Source organism: Streptomyces sp. NBC_01508 (assembly GCF_045040315.1).
Classification (GTDB): Bacteria; Actinomycetota; Actinomycetes; order Streptomycetales; family Streptomycetaceae; genus Streptomyces.
Map to the genome: position 1 here is coordinate 7671073 of NZ_CP109419.1, position 19352 is coordinate 7690424.

Here is a 19352-nt window from a genome sequence, read left to right on the forward strand (position 1 = left end):
TTGTCGGTGACGCGTGGTGACGTTGCCGCCCGGCGGCGTTGGGGGCGTGTGGGTGTGGAGGGTGATGCTGGCGTGGTCGGTGACGACTGGTTGGTGAGGTCGCGCGGGTGAGGCGTTGGACGCGGGGTTGGTGGAGCGGTGGTCGTCGGGGCGTCGGCTGGTCAATGCGTATGGTCCGACGGAGGTGACGGTGTGTGCGTCGATGTCGCAGCCGCTGGTGCCGGGTGATGTGCCGTCGATCGGTGGGCCGATCGCCAACGTCCGTGCGTTCGTGTTGGACGAGGCGCTGCAGCCGGTGCCGGTCGGGGTCCTGGGCGAGCTGTATGTGGCCGGTGCCGGTGTGGCACGTGGGTATGTGGGGCGTGCGTCGCTGACCGGGGAGCGGTTCGTGGCGTGCCCGTTCGGGACCGGCTCCGGGGAGCGCATGTACCGCACCGGGGACCTGGTGAAGTGGACGCCGGGCGGTCAGCTGCTGTTCGGCGGCCGTGCGGATGAGCAGGTGAAGATCCGCGGCTTCCGCATCGAGCCCGGCGAGATCGAGGCCGTGTTGTCGATGCATGCCGAGGTGGCGCAGGCCGCGGTCATCGTGCGGGAGGACACCCCGGGCGACAAGCGTCTGATCGCCTACGTGGTGCCGGTGGACCGGGATGTCGATGCTCTTGACGGAGATGGGCTGCGAGAGTCGGCCACGTCCCGGTTGCCGGAGTACATGGTGCCGGCCGCGTTCGTGACGCTGGGCGAGCTGCCGCTGACGGTTAACGGGAAGCTCGACCGTAAGGCCCTGCCGGCGCCGGAGTACGCCACGGGTGTCGGCCGTGCCCCGGCGACGGTGCGGGAGGAGATCCTGTGCGCGGTGTTCGCCGACGTGCTGAGTGTGGAGTCGGTCGGCGTCGACGACAACTTCTTCGATCTGGGCGGGCATTCGCTGCTGGCGGTACGGCTGACCTCGCGGATTCGGGTGGTGCTGGGGGTGGAGGTCGAGGTCCGGACGCTGTTCGAGGTCCCGACGGTGGCCGGCCTCGCGGCGCGGCTGGCCGAGGGTGCAGGGGAGGCCCGAAGGGCGTTGGCGGTGGCGGAGTCGCGGCCGGAGCGGGTGCCGCTGTCCTTCGCGCAGCAGCGGCTGTGGTTCATCGACCAGTTGGAGGGGCCGAGCCCGACGTACAACATCCCGGTGCCGCTCCGGCTGAGCGGTGTGGACACTGCTGTGCTGGATGCCGCGTTGCGGGATGTGATCGGGCGGCATGAGTCGTTGCGGACGGTGTTCCCGGCCGTGGACGGTGAGCCCTACCAGCGGATCCTCGACCCGTTGGACCTGGACTGGGGGCTTGAGGTTTCCGAGGTCGCTCCCGAGAACCTGGCCGATGCGGTGGCGGAGGCGTCGCGTTATGCGTTTGATTTGTCGGGGGAGTTGCCGATCCGGGCGTGGCTGTTCGAGGCCGGGCCGGAGGAGCAGGTGCTGGTGGTACTCATGCACCACATCGCCAGCGACGGCTGGTCCCGCGGCCCGCTGGGCCGGGATCTGTCGGCGGCGTATGCGGCGCGGCTGCGTGGTGAGGCCCCGGACTGGGAGCCGCTGCCGGTGCAGTACGCCGACTACAGCCTCTGGCAGCGAGAGCTGCTGGGCGAGGAGTCCGACCCCGACAGCCTGATAGCGGCACAGGTCGGCTACTGGCGGCAGGCGCTGGCCGGTGCGCCGGAGGAGATCGCGCTGCCGGTGGACCGGCCGCGTCCTGCCGTGGCGACGCATGTGGGGCACCAGGTGCCGTTGCGGGTCTCCGCGGAGGTGCACCAGCGTCTGGTCGACCTGGCGCGGGCCGAGGGCGTGACGGTGTTCATGGTCGTACAGGCCGCCCTCGCGGTGACGCTGTCGCGGCTCGGCGCGGGCACCGATGTCGCGATCGGGTCCGGTGTGGCCGGTCGCGCCGACGAGGCGTTGGACGACCTGGTCGGGTTCTTCATCAACACGTTGGTGATCCGGACGGATCTGTCGGGTGATCCGGAGTTCCGGCAGGTGCTGGGGCGGGTGCGGGAGGCGAGTCTGGGTGCGTTCGCGCATCAGGATGTGCCGTTCGAGCGGCTGGTGGAGGAGCTGGCGCCGGAGCGGTCGATGGCCCGGCATCCCCTGTTCCAGGTGTCGTTGACCTTGCAGAACGTCGAGCGGGCCGGGCTGGAGATGCCTGGTGTGCGGACGGGCGGGGTCGCCGGAGTCGAGGGCGCGATGACGGCGTCGGCGAAGTGCGATGTGGATGTGATGGTCGGGGAGGTCTACGACGAAGACGGTTCTCCGGCGGGGTTGCGTGGGTCGGTCATCGGGGCGGTGGATCTGTTCGACTTCGGCTCGGTGGAGGCCCTCGCTCAGCGGTGGAGCCGGGCGCTGGAGCAGGTGACCGCGGCGCCCGACACCCGGCTGGGTGCCGTGAACGTACTGGGGGTCGACGAACGAGAGCAGCTGCTGCGCGGATGGAACGACTCGGCGGTCGAGGTGGCCGGTTCGTCGATGGTGGAGCTGTTCGAGGCGCAGGTGGCGCGAACTCCGGGTGCGGTGGCGGTGGTCGGCGACGGGGTTCAACTGTCGTATGCGCAGCTGGATGCGGCGGCCAATCGACTGGCGCACTATCTGCGCGGCATGGGCATGGGCATGGGCATGGAGTCCGTGGTGGGGTTGTGCCTGCCTCGTGGTGCGGAGTTGGTGACCGCGATCCTGGGGGTGTGGAAGGCGGGAGCGGCATATCTGCCGATCGACGCCCGGCAGCCGGCGGAGCGTATCCGCTTCATGATCGCTGACAGCGGCGCTTCGGTCGTGCTGACCAGCGGTTCGGAGGCGGTGCCGGCCGACGCGCTGGACGGGGTGCCCGTGGCGCAGTTGGACGACCGACGTGTGCGCGACCGGATCGACGCCTGTCCGCAGACCGCGCCCGACTTCACCGTGGGCGCTGCCGGGCTGGCGTACGTCATCTATACGTCGGGGTCGACGGGCACGCCGAAGGGCGTTGCGCTCACCCACGGCGGAACGGTGAATCTCGCGACCGCCCAGATCGAGCGGTTCGAGGTGGAACGTGACGCGCGGGTGCTGCAGTTCGCGTCGATCGGTTTCGACGCCGCGACGTGGGAAGTGCTGATGGCGTTGGGCGCGGGGGCCGCCTTGGTGGTGGCGTCGGCGGACGAACTGGTTCCGGGCGGTGGGCTCGCAGACGTGGTGGCCCGGCATGGGGTGACCCATGCGACGCTGCCCCCGGTCGTGCTGGGCGCCCTGGCCGTGCCGGATCTGGCGTCGGTGACCACGCTGGTGTCTGCCGGTGAGGCGTTGGACGCGGGGCTGGTGGAGCGGTGGGCGCCGGACCGGCGGCTGATCAACGCATACGGTCCGACTGAGATCACGGTGTGCTCCTCCATGTCGGCGCCGCTGGCCGCCGGTGATGAGCCGACGATCGGCACGCCCGTTGCCAACGCGCGCCTGTACGTGCTGGACGACGCGCTGTGGCCGGTGCCGGCGGGGATGGCCGGGGAGCTGTACGTGGCAGGACCGGGTGTCGCACGGGGGTATGTCGGCTGGGCGGGGCTGACGGGTGAGCGGTTTGTGGCCTGTCCGTTCGGGTCGGCCGGTGAGCGGATGTACCGGACCGGTGACCTGGTGAAGTGGATGGCCGATGGGCGAATGATGTTCGTCGGGCGTACCGATGAACAGGTGAAGGTGCGTGGCTTCCGGATCGAGCTTGGTGAGATCGAGGCGGTGCTGGACACGCATGCGGACGTGCGGCAGGTCGCGGTCGTGGCGCGTGAAAATGTGCCGGGTGACAAGCGTCTGGTGGCCTACGTGGTGCCTGCCGACGAGGAGGACGGCACCGCGCTCGACGCGGACGGTGTGCGTGAGTTTGTCGCGGCGCGGTTGCCGGACTACATGGTGCCCGCCGCGGTGGTGGTGCTGGCGGAACTGCCGCTGACGGTCAACGGCAAGCTGGACCGCAAGGCGCTGCCGGCGCCGGAGTACGTCGCGGGCGGCGGCCGTGCCCCGGCGACGGTGCAGGAGGAGATCCTGTGCGGGGTGTTCGCCGATGTGCTGGGTCTGGAGTCGGTGGGGGTCGATGACGACTTCTTCCGGCTGGGCGGCCATTCGCTGCTGGCGGTGCGGTTGACTGCGCGGATTCGTACGGTGCTCGGGGTGGAAGTCGGGCTTCGGGCGCTGTTCGAGGCCCCGACGGTGGCCGGGCTCGCGGCCCGGGTGGCCGAGGGCGCGGGGGCGGCTCGCATGCCGCTGCGAGCGGGGGCGCGTCCGGAGTGGGTGCCGTTGTCGTTCGCGCAGCGGCGGCTGTGGTTCCTGGCCCAGCTGGAGGGACCGAGCCCGACCTACAACATCCCGGTGCCGATCAGGCTCAGCGGTGTCGATGCCGGTGTGCTGGAAGAGGCGTTCCGGGATGTGATCGGTCGGCACGAGTCGCTGCGGACGGTGTTCCCGGCCGTGGACGGTGAGCCGTACCAGCAGATCCTGCGTCCGGAGGAGCTGGGCTGGGAGCTGGACGTGGTCCGGTTGGCGGCCAGTGAGCTGGGCGGGGCGGTGCGGCAGGCGGCGGAGTATGCGTTCGATCTGTCGGCGGAAGTGCCGATCCGGGCCTGGCTGTTCGAGTCCGGGCCGGGTGAGCGGCTGCTCATGGTGGTGGTGCATCACATCGCCGGTGACGGGTGGTCGATGGGCCCGCTGAGCCGGGATCTGTCTGCGGCGTATACGGCGCGGCTGCGCGGCGAGGCTCCGGGCTGGGAGCCGCTGGCGGTGCAGTACGCGGATTACGCGTTGTGGCAGCGGGATGTGCTGGGGGAAGACTCGGATCCCAACAGCGTCCTGTCGCAGCAGGTGGGTTACTGGCGACGGGCGCTGGCGGGTGCGCCGGAGGAGCTGGCGCTGCCGGTGGACCGGGCGCGTCCGGCGGCGGCCAGTCACCGTGGCTACGCGGTGCCGCTGCTGATACCCCGTGAGATGCATCAGCGGGTGGTGGAGCTGGCACGGGCCGAGGGCGTGACGGTGTTCATGGTGCTGCAGGCCGCGCTGGCGGTGATGGTCTCGCGGATCGGAGCGGGTACGGACATTCCGATCGGGGCGCCGGTTGCCGGGCGCACCGATGAGGCGTTGGACGACCTGGTCGGGCTCTTCTTGAACACGTTGGTGATCCGGACGGATCTGTCGGGTGATCCGGAGTTCCGGCAGGTGTTGGGGCGGGTGCGGGAGGCGAGTCTGGGGGCGTTCGCGCATCAGGATGTGCCGTTCGAGCGGCTGGTGGAGGAGCTGGCGCCGGAGCGGTCGATGGCCCGGCACCCGCTGGCGCAGGTGGTGCTGACCATGCAGACCACCGGAGGCGCGGCCCTTGATCTGCCCGGGGCCCGGGCCGGCGGTGGCAATGCGCAGCTGGGCGCCGACGGCACGGCCTCGGTGAAGTTCGACGTGTGGGTCTCTCTTGGCGAGGCGTATGACGCCGAGGGAGGGGCGGCGGGGCTGCGTGGGGCGATGACAGTGGCGGCGGATCTGTTCGATGAGGCCGCGGCGGGTCGGTTCGCGCGGTGGTTCGTGCGGGTGCTTGAGGCGGTGACGGCTGGCCCGGATGTCGCGGTGCATGCGATCGAGGTGCTGGATGCGCAGGAGCGGGACCTGCTGCTGGTGCGGTGGAATGACACTGCGGTGGAGCCGGTGGGTGTGTCGGTGGTGGGGTTGTTCGAGGAGCGGGTGCGGGCGGTTCCGGATGCGGTGGCGCTGGTGGCTGATGGTGCGGGTCTGACGTTCCGTGAACTCGATGCGTCCGCGGATCGTCTGGCGTGTCATTTGCGGGATTTGGGTGTGGGTGCGGAGTCGGTGGTGGGGTTGTGTCTGCCGCGTGGTGTGGAGATGGTGGCGGCGATTTTGGCGGTGTGGAAGGCGGGGGCGGCGTATCTGCCGATCGATGGGGATCTGCCGGCGGAGCGGGTGGCGTTCATGCTGGCCGACAGCCGGGCGCAGCTGCTCCTTGGCACTCGGGAAGCGCTGGACGACCTCCCGGTCGGCAGGGTGCGGATGGTCGCGGTCGATGATCCGATGACCGCTGCACTGCTGGATGGTTACGTGGGTGCGTCGCCGGATGCGTCGCCGGGTGTGGTGGTGGATGCGGCTGGTTTGGCGTATGTGATGTATACGTCGGGGTCGTCGGGGGTGGCGAAGGGTGTGGCGGTGACGCATGGGTCGCTGGCCAATTATGTGGTTTCGGTGTCGGTGCGGTTGGGCTGGGATGAGCCGGGGGCGCGGTATGGGCTGTTGCAGGCGCAGGTGACGGATCTGGGTAACACGGTGGTGTTCTGCAGTCTGGTCACGGGTGGGGAGTTGCATGTGCTGGGTGCGGAGGCGGTGACGGATCCGGAGGCGGTGTCCGGGTATCTGCGTGAGCAGTGGATTGATCATGTGAAGGTGGTGCCGTCGCATCTGGCGGCGTTGACGGCTGTGGTGGGTGTGGAGGAGTTGTTGCCGGCGCGGTCGGTGGTGCTGGGTGGTGAGGCCGCGCAGGTGGGCTGGGTGCGGGAGTTGGTGGTGGCCGCGGCTGGTGGTGGTCGGCGGGTGTTCAATCATTATGGGCCGACGGAGACCACGGTCGGGGTGGTCACTGGTGAGCTGACTGCGGATGGGGTGGCGGGGGGTGTGGTGCCGGTCGGGACGCCGATCGGCAACACCCGGCTGTACGTGCTGGATGAGGTGTTGCGGCCGGTGCCGGTGGGTGTGGGCGGGGAGTTGTATGTGGCGGGTGCTGGGCTGGCGCGCGGGTATGTGAGTCGCCCGTCTCTGACCGGTGAGCGGTTCGTGGCCTGTCCGTTCGGGACCGGTTCCGGGGAGCGGATGTATCGCACCGGTGATGTGGTGCGGTGGACGGTGGACGGGCAGTTGGTCTTCGGCGGGCGTGCGGACGATCAGGTGAAGATCCGCGGCTTCCGGATCGAGCCGGGTGAGGTCGAGGCCGTGCTGTCGGCGCATCCGGAGGTGGCCCGGGCTGTGGTGATCGCGCGTGAGGACACCGAGGGTGACAAGCGGCTGGTCGCCTACCTGGTCCCCGCCGCCGATGCCGAGGATGTGGACAGTGGCGGCGTACGGGAGTTCCTGGTGCGGCGGCTGCCCGAGCACATGGTCCCGGCCGCGTTCGTCACGCTGGACGAGCTGCCGCTGACCGCCAACGGCAAGCTCGACCGCAAGGCCCTGCCCGCGCCTGAGTACGCCACCGGGGTGGGCCGGGGTCCGGCCACCGTCCAGGAGGAGATCCTGTGTGCGGCGTTCGCCGACATCCTCGGGGTGGAGTCGGTGGGTGTGGACGACGGCTTCTTCGATCTGGGTGGCCATTCGCTGCTGGCGGTGCGCCTGGTGTCGCGGATTCGTGTGGTGCTGGGGGTGGAGGTCGAGGTCCGGACGCTGTTCGAGGCCCCGACGGTGGCCGGTCTGGCGGCTTGGATGACCGAGAACTCGGGGCAGGCTCGTATGCCGTTGCGGGCCGGGGTGCGTCCGGAGCGGGTGCCGTTGTCGTTCGCGCAGCGGCGGCTGTGGTTCCTGGGGCAGTTGGAGGGGCCGAGCCCGACCTACAACATTCCCATGGTGGTATCGCTGGGCGGGGTGGACGCCGCGGTGCTGGGTGCGGCGCTGCGGGATGTGGTCGAACGTCATGAGTCGATGCGGACGGTATTCCCGGCCGTGGACGGTGAGCCCTACCAGCGCATCCTTGCCCCGAGGGAACTGGACTGGGCTCTCCAGGTCACCCAGGTGGCGCCCGGTGAACTGCCTGCGGTCGTGGGGCAGGCCTCGGGGTATGCGTTCGATCTGTCAGCGGAGCTTCCGGTTCGGGCGTGGCTGTTCGAGGCCGGTCCTGACGAGCAGGTGCTGGTCGTGGTCATGCATCACATCGCCAGCGACGGCTGGTCGATGGGTCCGCTGAGCCGGGATGTGTCGATGGCGTATGCGGCGCGGCTGCGGGGCCAGGCCCCGCAGTGGGAGCCGCTGCCGGTTCAGTACGCCGACTACGCCCTGTGGCAGCGGGAGTTGTTGGGCGAGGAGTCCGATCCGGACAGTCGGCTGTCGGAGCAGGTGCGGTACTGGCGCGGGGTGTTGGCCGGAGTTCCGGAAGAGCTGGCGTTGCCGGTGGATCGGCCACGGCCCGTGGTGGCCAGCCACCGCGGTCACGCCGTGGGATTCCGGGTGTCGGCCGAGGTGCACCAGCGGGTGACAGAGCTGGCGCGGGCCGAGGGCGTGACGCCGTTCATGGTGGTGCAGGCCGCGCTGGCGGTGACGCTGTCGCGCGTCGGGGCCGGTACCGACATTCCCATCGGGTCTCCGATAGCGGGGCGCAATGACGAGGCGTTGGACGACCTGGTCGGGTTCTTCCTGAACAGCCTGGTGATCCGTACGGACCTGTCCGGGGACCCGGAGTTCCGGCAGGTGCTGAGCCGGGTGCGGGAGGCGAGCCTGGGGGCGTTCGCGCACCAGGACGTGCCTTTCGAACGTCTGGTGGAAGAACTGGCACCAACCCGGTCGATGTCCCGCCATCCGCTGTTCCAGGTCACGCTGACCGTGCAGACCATGGAGCGCGCGTCGCTCGAAATGCCGGGGCGGCGGACCGGCCGTGGAGCTTCCACGGTGGACGGCTCGGTGCCGGTGCCCGCGAAGTTCGATCTCGACGTGACGATGGTGGAGCAGCTCGATGGTCAGCGCCGGCCGGCGGGATGGCACGGCATGGTGACGGTGGCGGCGGACCTGTTCGACGAACCGGCAGCCGCCAGGTTCGCCGGCTGGATCACGCGGGTGCTCGATGTGGTGACCACGACGTCTGATGTGCGGCTCGGAGCGGTGGACATTCTCGATGGGCAGGAGCGCGAGCTGCTGATCGGCGGGTGGAATGACACTGCGGTGGAGCCGGTGGGTGTGTCGGTGGTGGAGGTGTTCGAGCGGCAGGTGGCGGCTGCGCCGGGTGCGGTCGCGGTGGTGGCTGATGAGGCGGAGTTGTCGTATCGGGAGCTGGACGTGGCGGCGAACCGGGTGGCCCATCATCTGCGCGCCATGGGCGTGGGGCCGGAGTCGGTGGTGGGCCTGTGCCTGCCGCGCGGCGCCGGCCTCGTGACCGCGATCCTGGCCGTGCTGAAGGCGGGTGCGGCATACCTGCCGATCGATGGGCGGCTTCCGGTGGACCGGGTGGCCTACATGCTGGCCGACAGCCGGGCGCAGCTCGTCCTGGGCACCCAGGATCTGCTGGATGACCTGCCGGTCGGCCGGGTGCCGTTGGTCGCCCTCGACGACCGGACGACGTCCGCGCTTGTGGACGTTCATCCGGAGACCGCGCCAGAGGTGTCGATCGACCCGGCCGGCCTGGCGTATGTGATCTACACGTCCGGGTCGTCGGGGGCGCCGAAGGGTGTGGCGGTTGCCCACGCCGGGGTCGTGAGCCTGGTGGCCGCCCAGGGCGGGCGGTTCGCGGTGGAACAGGGCTCGCGGGTGCTGCAATTCGCCTCGGCCGGGTTCGACGCGGCGGTGTCGGAAGTGCTGGTGACGCTGTGCTCGGGTGCGGCACTGGTGATGGCGTCGGCGGACGAGTTGCTGCCTGGTGGTGGGCTGGTCGATCTGATAGCCGGTCACGGCATCACGCATGCGACGCTGCCGCCGGCGGTCTTGAGGGCTCTCGGCGCCGCCGACCTGGACTCGGTGACCACGCTCGTATCCGCCGGCGAGGCCCTGGACGCGAGTTTGGTCGAACGGTGGGCGCCGGCCCGCCGTCTGATCAACGCCTATGGTCCGACAGAGATCACCGTGTGTGCGTCGATGTCGATGCCGCTTGCACCCGGTGATGAGCCGTCGATCGGTACGCCGATCGCCAACGCGCGCCTGTTCGTGCTCGACGACACGCTCAGCCCTGTCCCGGTAGGGGTCGCCGGCGAACTGTATGTCGCCGGTGCCGGTGTGGCACGCGGATATGTGGGACGTCCCGGGTTGACGGGCGAGAGGTTCGTGGCGTGTCCATTCGATTCTGTCGGTGAGCGGATGTATCGCACCGGGGACGTCGTCAAGTGGACCCCGGACGGCCGGTTGGTGTTCGTCGGGCGGGCCGACGAGCAGGTGAAGGTGCGCGGCTTCCGGATCGAGCCCGGCGAGGTCCAGGCCGTGCTTTCGACTCACCCGGAGGTTCGGCAGGCGGTGGTGGTGGTGCGCGAGGACATGCCTGGGGACCAGCGGCTGGTCGCCTACGTCGTTCCCGCCGACGACGGCAACGACGATGTGGACCTCGCTGGTCTGCGGGAGTTCATGGCGGGGCGGTTGCCGGACTACATGGTTCCGGCTGCAGTCGTCCCGCTGCCGGTGCTGCCGTTGACGGTGAACGGCAAGCTCGACCGTATGGCGTTGCCGGCCCCCGAGTACGTCTCAGGAGCGGGCAGTAGGCCCTCGACGGTGCAGGAAGAGATTCTCTGTGCGGCGTTCGCCGACGTGCTGGGGCTGGAGTCGGTGGGGGTGCACGACGGCTTCTTCGATCTGGGTGGCCATTCGCTGCTGGCGGTGCGCCTGGTGTCGCGGATCCGTGCCGTGTTGGGAGTGGAGGTCGAGGTCCGGACCTTGTTCGAGGCCCCGACGGTGGCCGGTCTGGCGGCTTGGATGACCGAGAACTCGGGGCGGGCTCGTATGCCGTTGCGGGCCGGGGTGCGTCCGGAGCGGGTGCCGTTGTCGTTCGCGCAGCGGCGGCTGTGGTTCCTCGCACAGCTCGAAGGCCCGAGTCCGACGTACAACCTGCCCACGACGATCCGGCTGAGCGGCGACGTGGATGTCGCCGCGCTGGGAGCGGCACTGCGGGATGTGATCGCCCGGCACGAGTCGCTGCGGACCGTCTTTCCCGCGGTGGACGGCAAGCCGTACCAGCAGATCCTCGACCTGCGGGACCTGGAATGGGAACTGCGGGTCACCCACGTGAACCGCGCCGAACAGTCGGAAGCCGTCGCGCGGGCGACGAGGTATGCGTTCGATCTGGCGGTGGACGTGCCGATCCGGGCGTGGCTGTTCGCGTCGGGGGACGAGCAGCTCCTGGTGGTCGTGATGCATCACATCGCCGGCGACGGCTGGTCGATGGCACCGCTGGGCCGCGATCTCTCTACGGCCTACGCGGCGCGGCTGCGGGGCCAGGCCCCGGACTGGGAGCCGCTGCCGGTGCAGTACGCCGACTACACCCTCTGGCAGCGGGAGTTGCTGGGCGAGGAGTCCGATCCCGACAGCCTGCTGTCGATACAGACGGCGTACTGGCGGAGCACGTTGGCCGGAGCGCCGGAGGAACTGGCGCTGCCGGTGGATCGCCCGCGACCGGCTGTGGCCGGCCACCGAGGACATCGGGTGCCGCTGCGGGTGTCGACGGAGGTGCACCAGCGGTTGGCGGAGCTCGCGCGGGCCGAGGGCGTGACGGCATTCATGGCGCTGCAGGCCGCGCTGGCGGTGACGCTGTCGCGCGTCGGGGCCGGTACCGACATTCCCATCGGGTCTCCGATAGCGGGGCGCAACGATGAGGCGCTGGACGACCTGGTCGGGTTCTTCGTCAACAGCCTGGTGATCCGGACGGATCTGTCGGGTGATCCGGAGTTCCGGCAGGTGCTGGGGCGGGTGCGGGAGGCGAGCCTGGGGGCGTTCGCGCATCAGGATGTGCCTTTCGAACGTCTGGTGGAGGAGCTGGCACCAACCCGGTCGATGTCCCGCCATCCGCTGTTCCAGGTGTTTCTCACCCTCCAGAACACCAGCGAGGCGTCGCTGGAGTTGCCGGGCGCGGGCACCGGCACCGGTACGGGCGCCGATTCGCCCGACGGAGCGGCAGTATCGGCATCGGCGAAGTACGACCTGAACGTCGGGATCGCCGAGATGTTCGACGACAAGAATCGTCCGGCGGGCCTGCGCGGGGTGGTCACGGTGTCGGCGGATCTGTTCGATGAGGCCGCGGCGGGTCGGTTCGCGCGGTGGTTCGTGCGGGTGCTTGAGGCGGTGGCTGCGGCTCCGGAGGTGCGGCTGGCCGAGGTGAGTGTTCTCGATGCGCGGGAGCGGGATCGGTTGTTGGTGCGGTGGAATGACACTGCGGTGGAGCCGGTGGGTGTGTCGGTGGTGGGGTTGTTCGAGGAGCGGGTGCGGGCGGTTCCGGATGCGGTGGCGTTGGTGGCTGATGGTGCGGAGTTGTCGTATCGGGAGTTGGATGCGCAGGCGGATCGTCTGGCGTGCTATTTGCGGGATTTGGGTGTGGGTGCGGAGTCGGTGGTGGGGTTGTGTCTGCCGCGTGGTGTGGAGATGGTGGCGGCGATTTTGGCGGTGTGGAGGGCGGGGGCGGCGTATCTGCCGGTCGATGGGGATCTGCCGGCGGAGCGGGTGGCGTTCATGCTCACCGATAGTGGTGCGCAGGTCGTCTTGGCTGATCGTGAATTCGGTGCGGAGTTGCCAGTCCAGGCGGCGGGAGTGCCGGTGGCGTGGATTGATGAACTGTGGAATGCCCCGGACGCCGAGGGCGTGGTGCCGCCCGTGGTGGTGGATGCGGCTGGTTTGGCGTATGTGATGTATACGTCGGGGTCGTCGGGGGTGGCGAAGGGTGTGGCGGTGACGCATGGGTCGCTGGCCAATTATGTGGTTTCGGTGTCGGTGCGGTTGGGCTGGGATGAGCCGGGGGCGCGGTATGGGCTGTTGCAGGCGCAGGTGACGGATTTGGGTAACACGGTGGTGTTCTGCAGTCTGGTCACGGGTGGGGAGTTGCATGTGCTGGGTGCGGAGGCGGTGACGGATCCGGTCGCGGTGGCGCGGTATGTGGCTGAGCAGCGGATTGATCATGTGAAGGTGGTGCCGTCGCATCTGGCGGCGTTGACGGCTGTGGTGGGTGTGGAGGAGTTGTTGCCGGCGCGGTCGGTGGTGCTGGGTGGTGAGGCCGCGCAGGTGGGCTGGGTGCGGGAGTTGGTGGTGGCCGCGGCTGGTGGTGGTCGGCGGGTGTTCAATCATTATGGGCCGACGGAGACCACGGTCGGGGTGGTCACTGGTGAGCTGACTGCGGATGGGGTGGCGGGGGGTGTGGTGCCGGTCGGCACGCCGATCGCCAATACGCGTCTGTTTGTGCTGGATGAGGTGTTGCGGCCGGTTCCGGTGGGTGTGGCAGGGGAGTTGTATGTGGCGGGTGCTGGGCTGGCGCGCGGGTATGTGGGTCGTGCGGGGTTGACGGGTGAGCGGTTCGTGGCCTGCCCCTTCGGGTCGGGCGGGGAGCGGATGTATCGCACCGGTGATGTGGTGCGGTGGACGGTGGACGGGCAGTTGGTCTTCGGCGGGCGTGCGGACGACCAGGTGAAGATCCGTGGGTTCCGGATCGAGCCGGGTGAGGTCGAGGCGGTGCTGTCGGCGCATCCGGAGGTGGCCCGGGCCGTGGTGATCGCGCGTGAGGACACCGAGGGCGACAAGCGACTGGTCGCCTATGTAGTGGCCGCGGCCGCCGATGCCGATGTTGATACCGGTGAGCTGCGTGGTTTCGTGGCGCGGCGGCTGCCCGAGCACATGGTCCCGGCCGCGTTCGTCACGCTGGACGACCTGCCACTGACCGCCAACGGCAAGCTCAACCGCAAGGCCCTGCCCGCCCCTGACTACACCGCCGGGAGCACCGCTACGGCCACCACGAGAAATCTCGCCACGAGCCTGGAGTACCTCGTCAGCGAGGCGTTCGCTGAAGTCCTCGGGGTCGACGACGTCGGCTTCGAGGACGACTTCTTCCAGCTCGGCGGACATTCCTTGCTGGCGGTCACGCTTGTAGCGCGGCTGAGGGAGAAGGGGATTTCCACCACGGTGCGCAACGTGTTCGCTGCGCCGACCGTCGCCGGAGTCGTCCGTCAGTTGGACCTGGCGTCCATGGGCGATTCGCTCGGCAGGGTCCTGCCGATCCGGGCCGAAGGCGATCAGCCGCCGTTCTTCTTCGTCCACCCCGCGTCCGGCCTGAGCTGGTGCTACCGGCCGCTGACACGGTTCGTCCCGGACGGCATCCCGCTGTACGGGCTGCAGGCCGCCGGGATGGACGGCAACGGCACGCTACCGGGCAGCATCGAGGAACTGGCGGCGGAATACATCGAGCAGATCCGTGCCGTCCAGCCGAACGGCCCCTACCACCTCGTGGGCTTCTCGTTCGGTGGCATCCCCGTACACGAGATGGCCGTGCGGCTGGAGGCGGCGGGTGAGACTGTTGCGGCCCTGGTCGTCATGGACGCCTACCCGACCCAGGCTCGGAGTGATGAGTCGGCCCGGCCCTCCGAGGCCGCCGGGCCCGAAGAACCCGTCGGCGTCGCGGAGGATGAGATCGCCACGCGACCGGCTCCCGAAGAGCGCGACCCGGAGACGCAGCTGAGGGAGATGGCGGCTCGGTTCCGGGAGGAGATCGGCGAGGTCATCGACGGCATCTCCGACGATGAACTGCGCCTCATCGCGAAGATCTTCCGCAACAACACAGCGATGCGCAGACGGCACCAGCCCGGTGTCTTCGGGGGCGACCTGCTGCTCATCGTCGCCGAGGCCGGCGCCGAGAGCGACCCGCCGGACGAACGGCTGCGGCTCTGGGAGCCGTACGTCCGCGGCGCGATGACAGCGGTCGGCCTGCCTTGCCGGCACACCGACCTTATGATCCCCGAGATGCTGAGCCGGGCATGGCAGGCGATAGCGGAATGGATGGAGACACGGAGCGCGGAACCCGGAGCGTGAGTCGTCCGTGGCTCAGGAGGCCAGCACCGGGGCGTGGGCCGGGAGGGCCACGGTGACCCAGAGCCCGCCCTCGGAGTTGGCCGTCGCGTGCACGGTGCCGTCGTGGGCCTGGGTGATGGCGGCGACGATGGACAGCCCGAGGCCCGAGCCTTCGGACGATGCGGTCCGGTCTGCGGCCAGCCGTCGGAACGGCTCGAACAGCTCGTCGACCTGCTCCGCGGGGACGTGCGGGCCGGAGTTGCAGACCACCAGCCCACCGTCGGGAGACAGGTCGACAATGACGTAACCACCAGCACTGTTGTGCCGGATCGCGTTCTGTACCAGGTTGGCGACGAGACGGGTGAGCAGCGTCTCGTCGCCCGCGACGATGACTGGCTGGGTGGTGGTGGTGAGGGTGATGCCGCGCTGCTCGGCGAAGGGGAGGTGCTCTCCGACGACCTGAGTGACCACGGCGGCGAGATCTACCGGGTCCCGGTCGATGAGCTCCTGTTCTCCCTGTGCGAGGACGAGCAAGCCCTCGATGAGCCGCTCGGACCGCTCGATGGTGCGCAGCAGTTCGCCGCGGATCCGGGATACCCGCTCGGGAGAGGGCTTGGCCAGTCCGACCTCGATCGCGGTTCGCTGGATGGCCAGGGGAGTGCGCAGCTCGTGGGAGGCGTTGGCGACGAAACGGCGCTGGCTCGTCACGGCGCGATCCAGTCGATCGAGCATCGCGTCGAAGGTGTCGGCGAGGTCTTTGATCTCGTCCTGCGGTCCGGTCAGCGCGATGCGTTCGTGCAGGGTGGACAGTGACAGGCGGTGGGCGGTGGCGGTGACGCGGTGCAGCGGGCGCAGGATCCGTTTGGTGAGCCACCAGCACACCGTGAAGGCCAGCATCACGATCACCGAGATGGCGATCAGGGCGAAGATCTGCTGGGCGGATACCAGGTCCTGCTGGAGCTCCTTGGTCCCGCCGGAGATGCGGCCCGGGCCGGGCGCCACGTCGGCGGGGCTGGTCTGGGACGGATCGTGCGGCACGGTCGGGCAGGGAGCGGCCGGGGGCCGCGTCTGGCACTGGATCGTGGATGCCGGGCCGGTGGATACGAAATCAGCGAACTTGCTGTCGACGACCCGCTGTTGGAGCATTTGCGCGGTGCCGAGTACCGCGAGGGTAATGATCGTGAACACACCGCCGTAGAGCAGCGTCATCTTGGCCTGCACCGAGCCGTTGACCACCGAGGTGACGCGCCGCACGATCCGTACCGGCCTCATACCCTGTACCTGCTTCCTGGGACGCTGACTCGGTGTCCAGTATCCGAGGTTTCAATTGACGCAGGTCCCTGGTAAAGAGGTGGTGAGCCCGTTGAGCACCGTGTCCGGCAGGATGCGCGAGTGCTACGTCAGCGGAATCCCTGGTACTGCCCCGCCGGCACCCGGTTCGTGGTCATGGTGTGAGTGGCGGCCTCCCGCCATACCCCGAAGCCTGGAGTGCCGACGCCGCAGTCCAGCCGTGACGGCCGCCCTCCATCGCCGAGGCCGAGTGTCGCGTCGCGCGCCAGGCCAGGACCCTCGACCGCCTGGTGCATCCGGATACCTGCCTCTCTCCCCACGACCGACCGGAACGTGAATCGGCCGCCAGGCGAACCTGACGGCCGATCACGGAAGACTGAAGCTCAGTCAGCACTCTTCATGGCTTCAATTAGGCTTTTGGGCCGCATATCGGTCCACGATTTCTCGATGTAATCGAGGCAATCTTCCCGCGGCGCCTCGCCGAACATGGTCTTCCAACCGTCGGGTACATCCACGAAGACAGGCCACAGCGAATGCTGGCCTTCATCGTTGACCAGGACCAGATAGCTTGCGTCGGGATCCTCAAAAGGATTTGGCACCACACCGTCCTTATTTCTCGGCGACAAGGGACCGCAGCGACGAGCGGATCCACTCTCGCATAGGCACTCGTGGCCCATCAAGAGGCGACGGAACATACAGCGTTACCGGCCCGTGCCGCTGACCTCGGAGCTGTTCAACTGCGGCTTCTCGCCGGTTGAACAAAGACAGGCCGGCGTTGACGCAACTGGGGTGCTGTGGTGCGTTAGTAACCACGCGCGGCGTAGGTGTATGCGCGGAATCAGTTCACAGCGAGCCGGGCGCCGGCAAAGCGGCAGCGCAAATTCCGTACAGGAGGGCACAGATGCCTGACAGCCGAGACCGAGTATTTCTCCGCTCGAATACGATCATCGAACCACTGGTCGACAGGTTCTATGCGTGGATGCATATCGTTGCGCCCGCTCAGGCATCCATGAACCTGGCGAATGTGCAGGTGCCGCTGCTCGAGTCGTACCTCCAGTCTCCGCAGGTGCACATCTCGGCCAGCGGCAACCCGGCTCTGCGCGGCGGATACTTCGTCAACGTCGAGGAGTCGCGTGCGGCGGAGGTCGGCGAGCTGTTGGACACGATCAAGCGCGAGCGCGCGGACATGCTCGCGTTCGCCGCTGCCGTGGCCGAGGTGGACGAGCTGCTGCGGCAGAACGCCACCGGCTTCGATCTCACGCCGCTGTACCCGAAGCTGCCGGCGGCGCTGAACGGGTTGGTGGAGCTGGCCTACGACACCAGCAACCAGGCGTCCGCGCACCTTATCGAGCCGCTGCTGTACCACAGCAATGCCTTTGACCGGCGCCGCCAATCCGTCCAGCTCTCCCTCGACGACGGTGTGGAGCGACCGTTCATCCTCAGCACCCCCCGGCTGCCCTCACCCGACGTGCTGGAGCTGGAGATCCCCTTCGACCACCCCGGTCTCGACGAGCTGATGAGGGCGCGGGTCGAAGGTACGACCGCCGCCCATCTGCACGAGGCGCTCGGGCTCGACGGCGCCCAGGCCGCCCAGCTGGACCGGCTGCTCGTCCCGGAGCCAAGCCTCGCGCCGGACCGGCACATCGACAGCGGCGGCCGGATCCGCTACTTCGGGCACGCGTGCCTGGTGCTGCAGAGCCCGGAGGCCGCTGTCGTGGTGGATCCCTTCATCAGCACGGACAACCGTCACGGCGACCGGTACACCCTCGACGACCTGCCGGACCACATCGACCTGGCGCTGATCACGCACGGGCACCAGGACCACATCGTCCTGGAGACCCTGCTGCAGCTGCGCGCACGCACCGACGCGGTCGTGGTCCCCCGCTCGTCGCGGGGCAACCTGTGCGACCCGTCGATCGGCCTCTACCTCAAGTCCATGGGCTTCACGGTGATCGAGGTCGACGACTTCGACGAGGTGCCGCTGCCGGGCGGCGCCCGGGTGGTGGCCACGCCATTCCTCGGCGAGCACTCCGACCTCGACATTCGCTCCAAGTCGACCTACTTCGTGCAGCTGGCCGGGCTGTCGGCGTTCATCGGCGCGGACTCCTCGGGCATCGACCCGGTGCTGTACCGGTACATCCGCTCGCACCTGGGCGGCGTCGACAAGGCGTTCCTCGGCATGGAGTGCGACGGTGCCCCACTGACCTGGCTCTACCAGGGACTGCTGACCCGGCCGGTGACCAAGAAGATGAGCGACTCGCGCAAGTTGTCGGGTTCGAACGCGGAGCAGGCAGCCGCGATCATGACCGAACTCGGTGCGGGAGAGGCGTACGTGTACGCCATGGGTGAGGAGAGCTGGCAAGGCCACGTCATGGCGACGACGTACACGCCCGACACCTACCAGATCCAGCAGATCGAGGAGTTCCTCACCTGGTGCAAGGCGCAGAACGTCTCCGCGGAACACCTGTTCAACAAGCGCGAGTGGCGCTGGTAAGAGGTCTTCGACGATGCCATATCTGCAATCCAACGGGATCCGGCTCGCCTACCAGCACTCGGGGCGGGGCGGCAGGACGATCCTGCTCATCATGGGGTCGGCCGCGGCCGGCTACGCATGGGACATGCACCAGACGCCGGCGCTGCACCGGGCCGGCTACGCGACCGTCACCTTCGACAACCGCGGGATCGCGCCGTCGGACGCCCCACCGGGCAAGTACACGCTGGCGGACGTGGTCGCCGACACCAAGGGCCTGATCGAGGCGCTGGATCTGGCACCGTGCCGGATTGTCGGCACCTCAATGGGATCGCTGATCGCCCAGGAAATTGCCATAAGCGACCCCCACCTGGTCCACTCGGCGGTGCTCCTGGCCACCCGTGCCCGGTCAGACGTGCTGCGCCGGGCGCAGTCCGCGGCGGACCGGGCCCTACTGGAGAGCGGGATCAAGCTGCCGCCGAAGTACCGGGCGGTCAACTCGGTGCTCCACATGCTGTCCCCGGACACCCTCAACGACGAAGAGGCAGTGGCTTCCTGGCTGGAGATATTCGAGCTGGCCGGCGGTGACGGGGAAACCGTCGCCGCGGGCCAGCAGTGGATCGACACCGACCAGGACCGCCGATCGGACCTCAGCAAGATCACCGCACCCTGTCGCGTCATCACCTTCGCCGATGACACCGTCACCCCGCCGCGCCTCGGCGCCGAAGTGGCGGACGCCATCTCGAACTGCGACCTGGTGGAGATTCCGGGCTGCGGGCACCTGGGACATCTGGAGCGCCCGGAGCCGGTCAACGAGGCGATTGTGGAGTTCTTCAACAAGTATTGAGCAATGTCGTCGGCGGGCCGGCCGGGAAGCGGCGCCGGCCCGCCGACGGGCGTTCC

Annotated in this window: 4 protein-coding genes and 1 pseudogene; 3 read left to right on the forward strand and 2 right to left on the reverse strand. The window is 68.9% G+C overall.

The genetic code is table 11. The annotated features are described in order from the left end of the window. Nucleotides 1–115: 115 nt before the first annotated feature. A pseudogene (locus OG700_RS35360) lies at nt 116–14710 on the forward strand (amino acid adenylation domain-containing protein); the annotation flags it as partial. A 12-nt stretch (nt 14711–14722) separates the two neighbouring features. Here OG700_RS35360 and OG700_RS35365 read toward each other — a convergent pair. Further along, entirely contained in the window at nt 14723–15961 is a 1239-nt protein-coding gene (locus tag OG700_RS35365) for a sensor histidine kinase (RefSeq protein ID WP_405620818.1), read from the reverse strand. Nucleotides 15962–16362: 401 nt separating this feature from the next. Next, a complete protein-coding gene (locus OG700_RS35370) occupies nt 16363–16578 on the reverse strand; it encodes an MbtH family protein (RefSeq protein WP_405620820.1) in 216 nt (71 codons plus the stop codon). Nucleotides 16579–16880: 302 nt separating this feature from the next. Here OG700_RS35370 and OG700_RS35375 point away from each other — a divergent pair, with 302 nt between their 5' ends. Then, nucleotides 16881–18473: an MBL fold metallo-hydrolase gene (locus OG700_RS35375; RefSeq protein WP_405620822.1), complete on the forward strand. Its 1593-nt coding sequence runs from the start codon at nt 16881–16883 to the stop codon at nt 18471–18473. Between the two features lie 13 nt (nt 18474–18486). Then, nucleotides 18487–19296, forward strand: a complete 810-nt coding sequence (locus OG700_RS35380) for an alpha/beta fold hydrolase (RefSeq protein WP_405620824.1) — start codon at nt 18487–18489, stop codon at nt 19294–19296. The last annotated feature ends 56 nt before the right edge of the window (nt 19297–19352 follow it).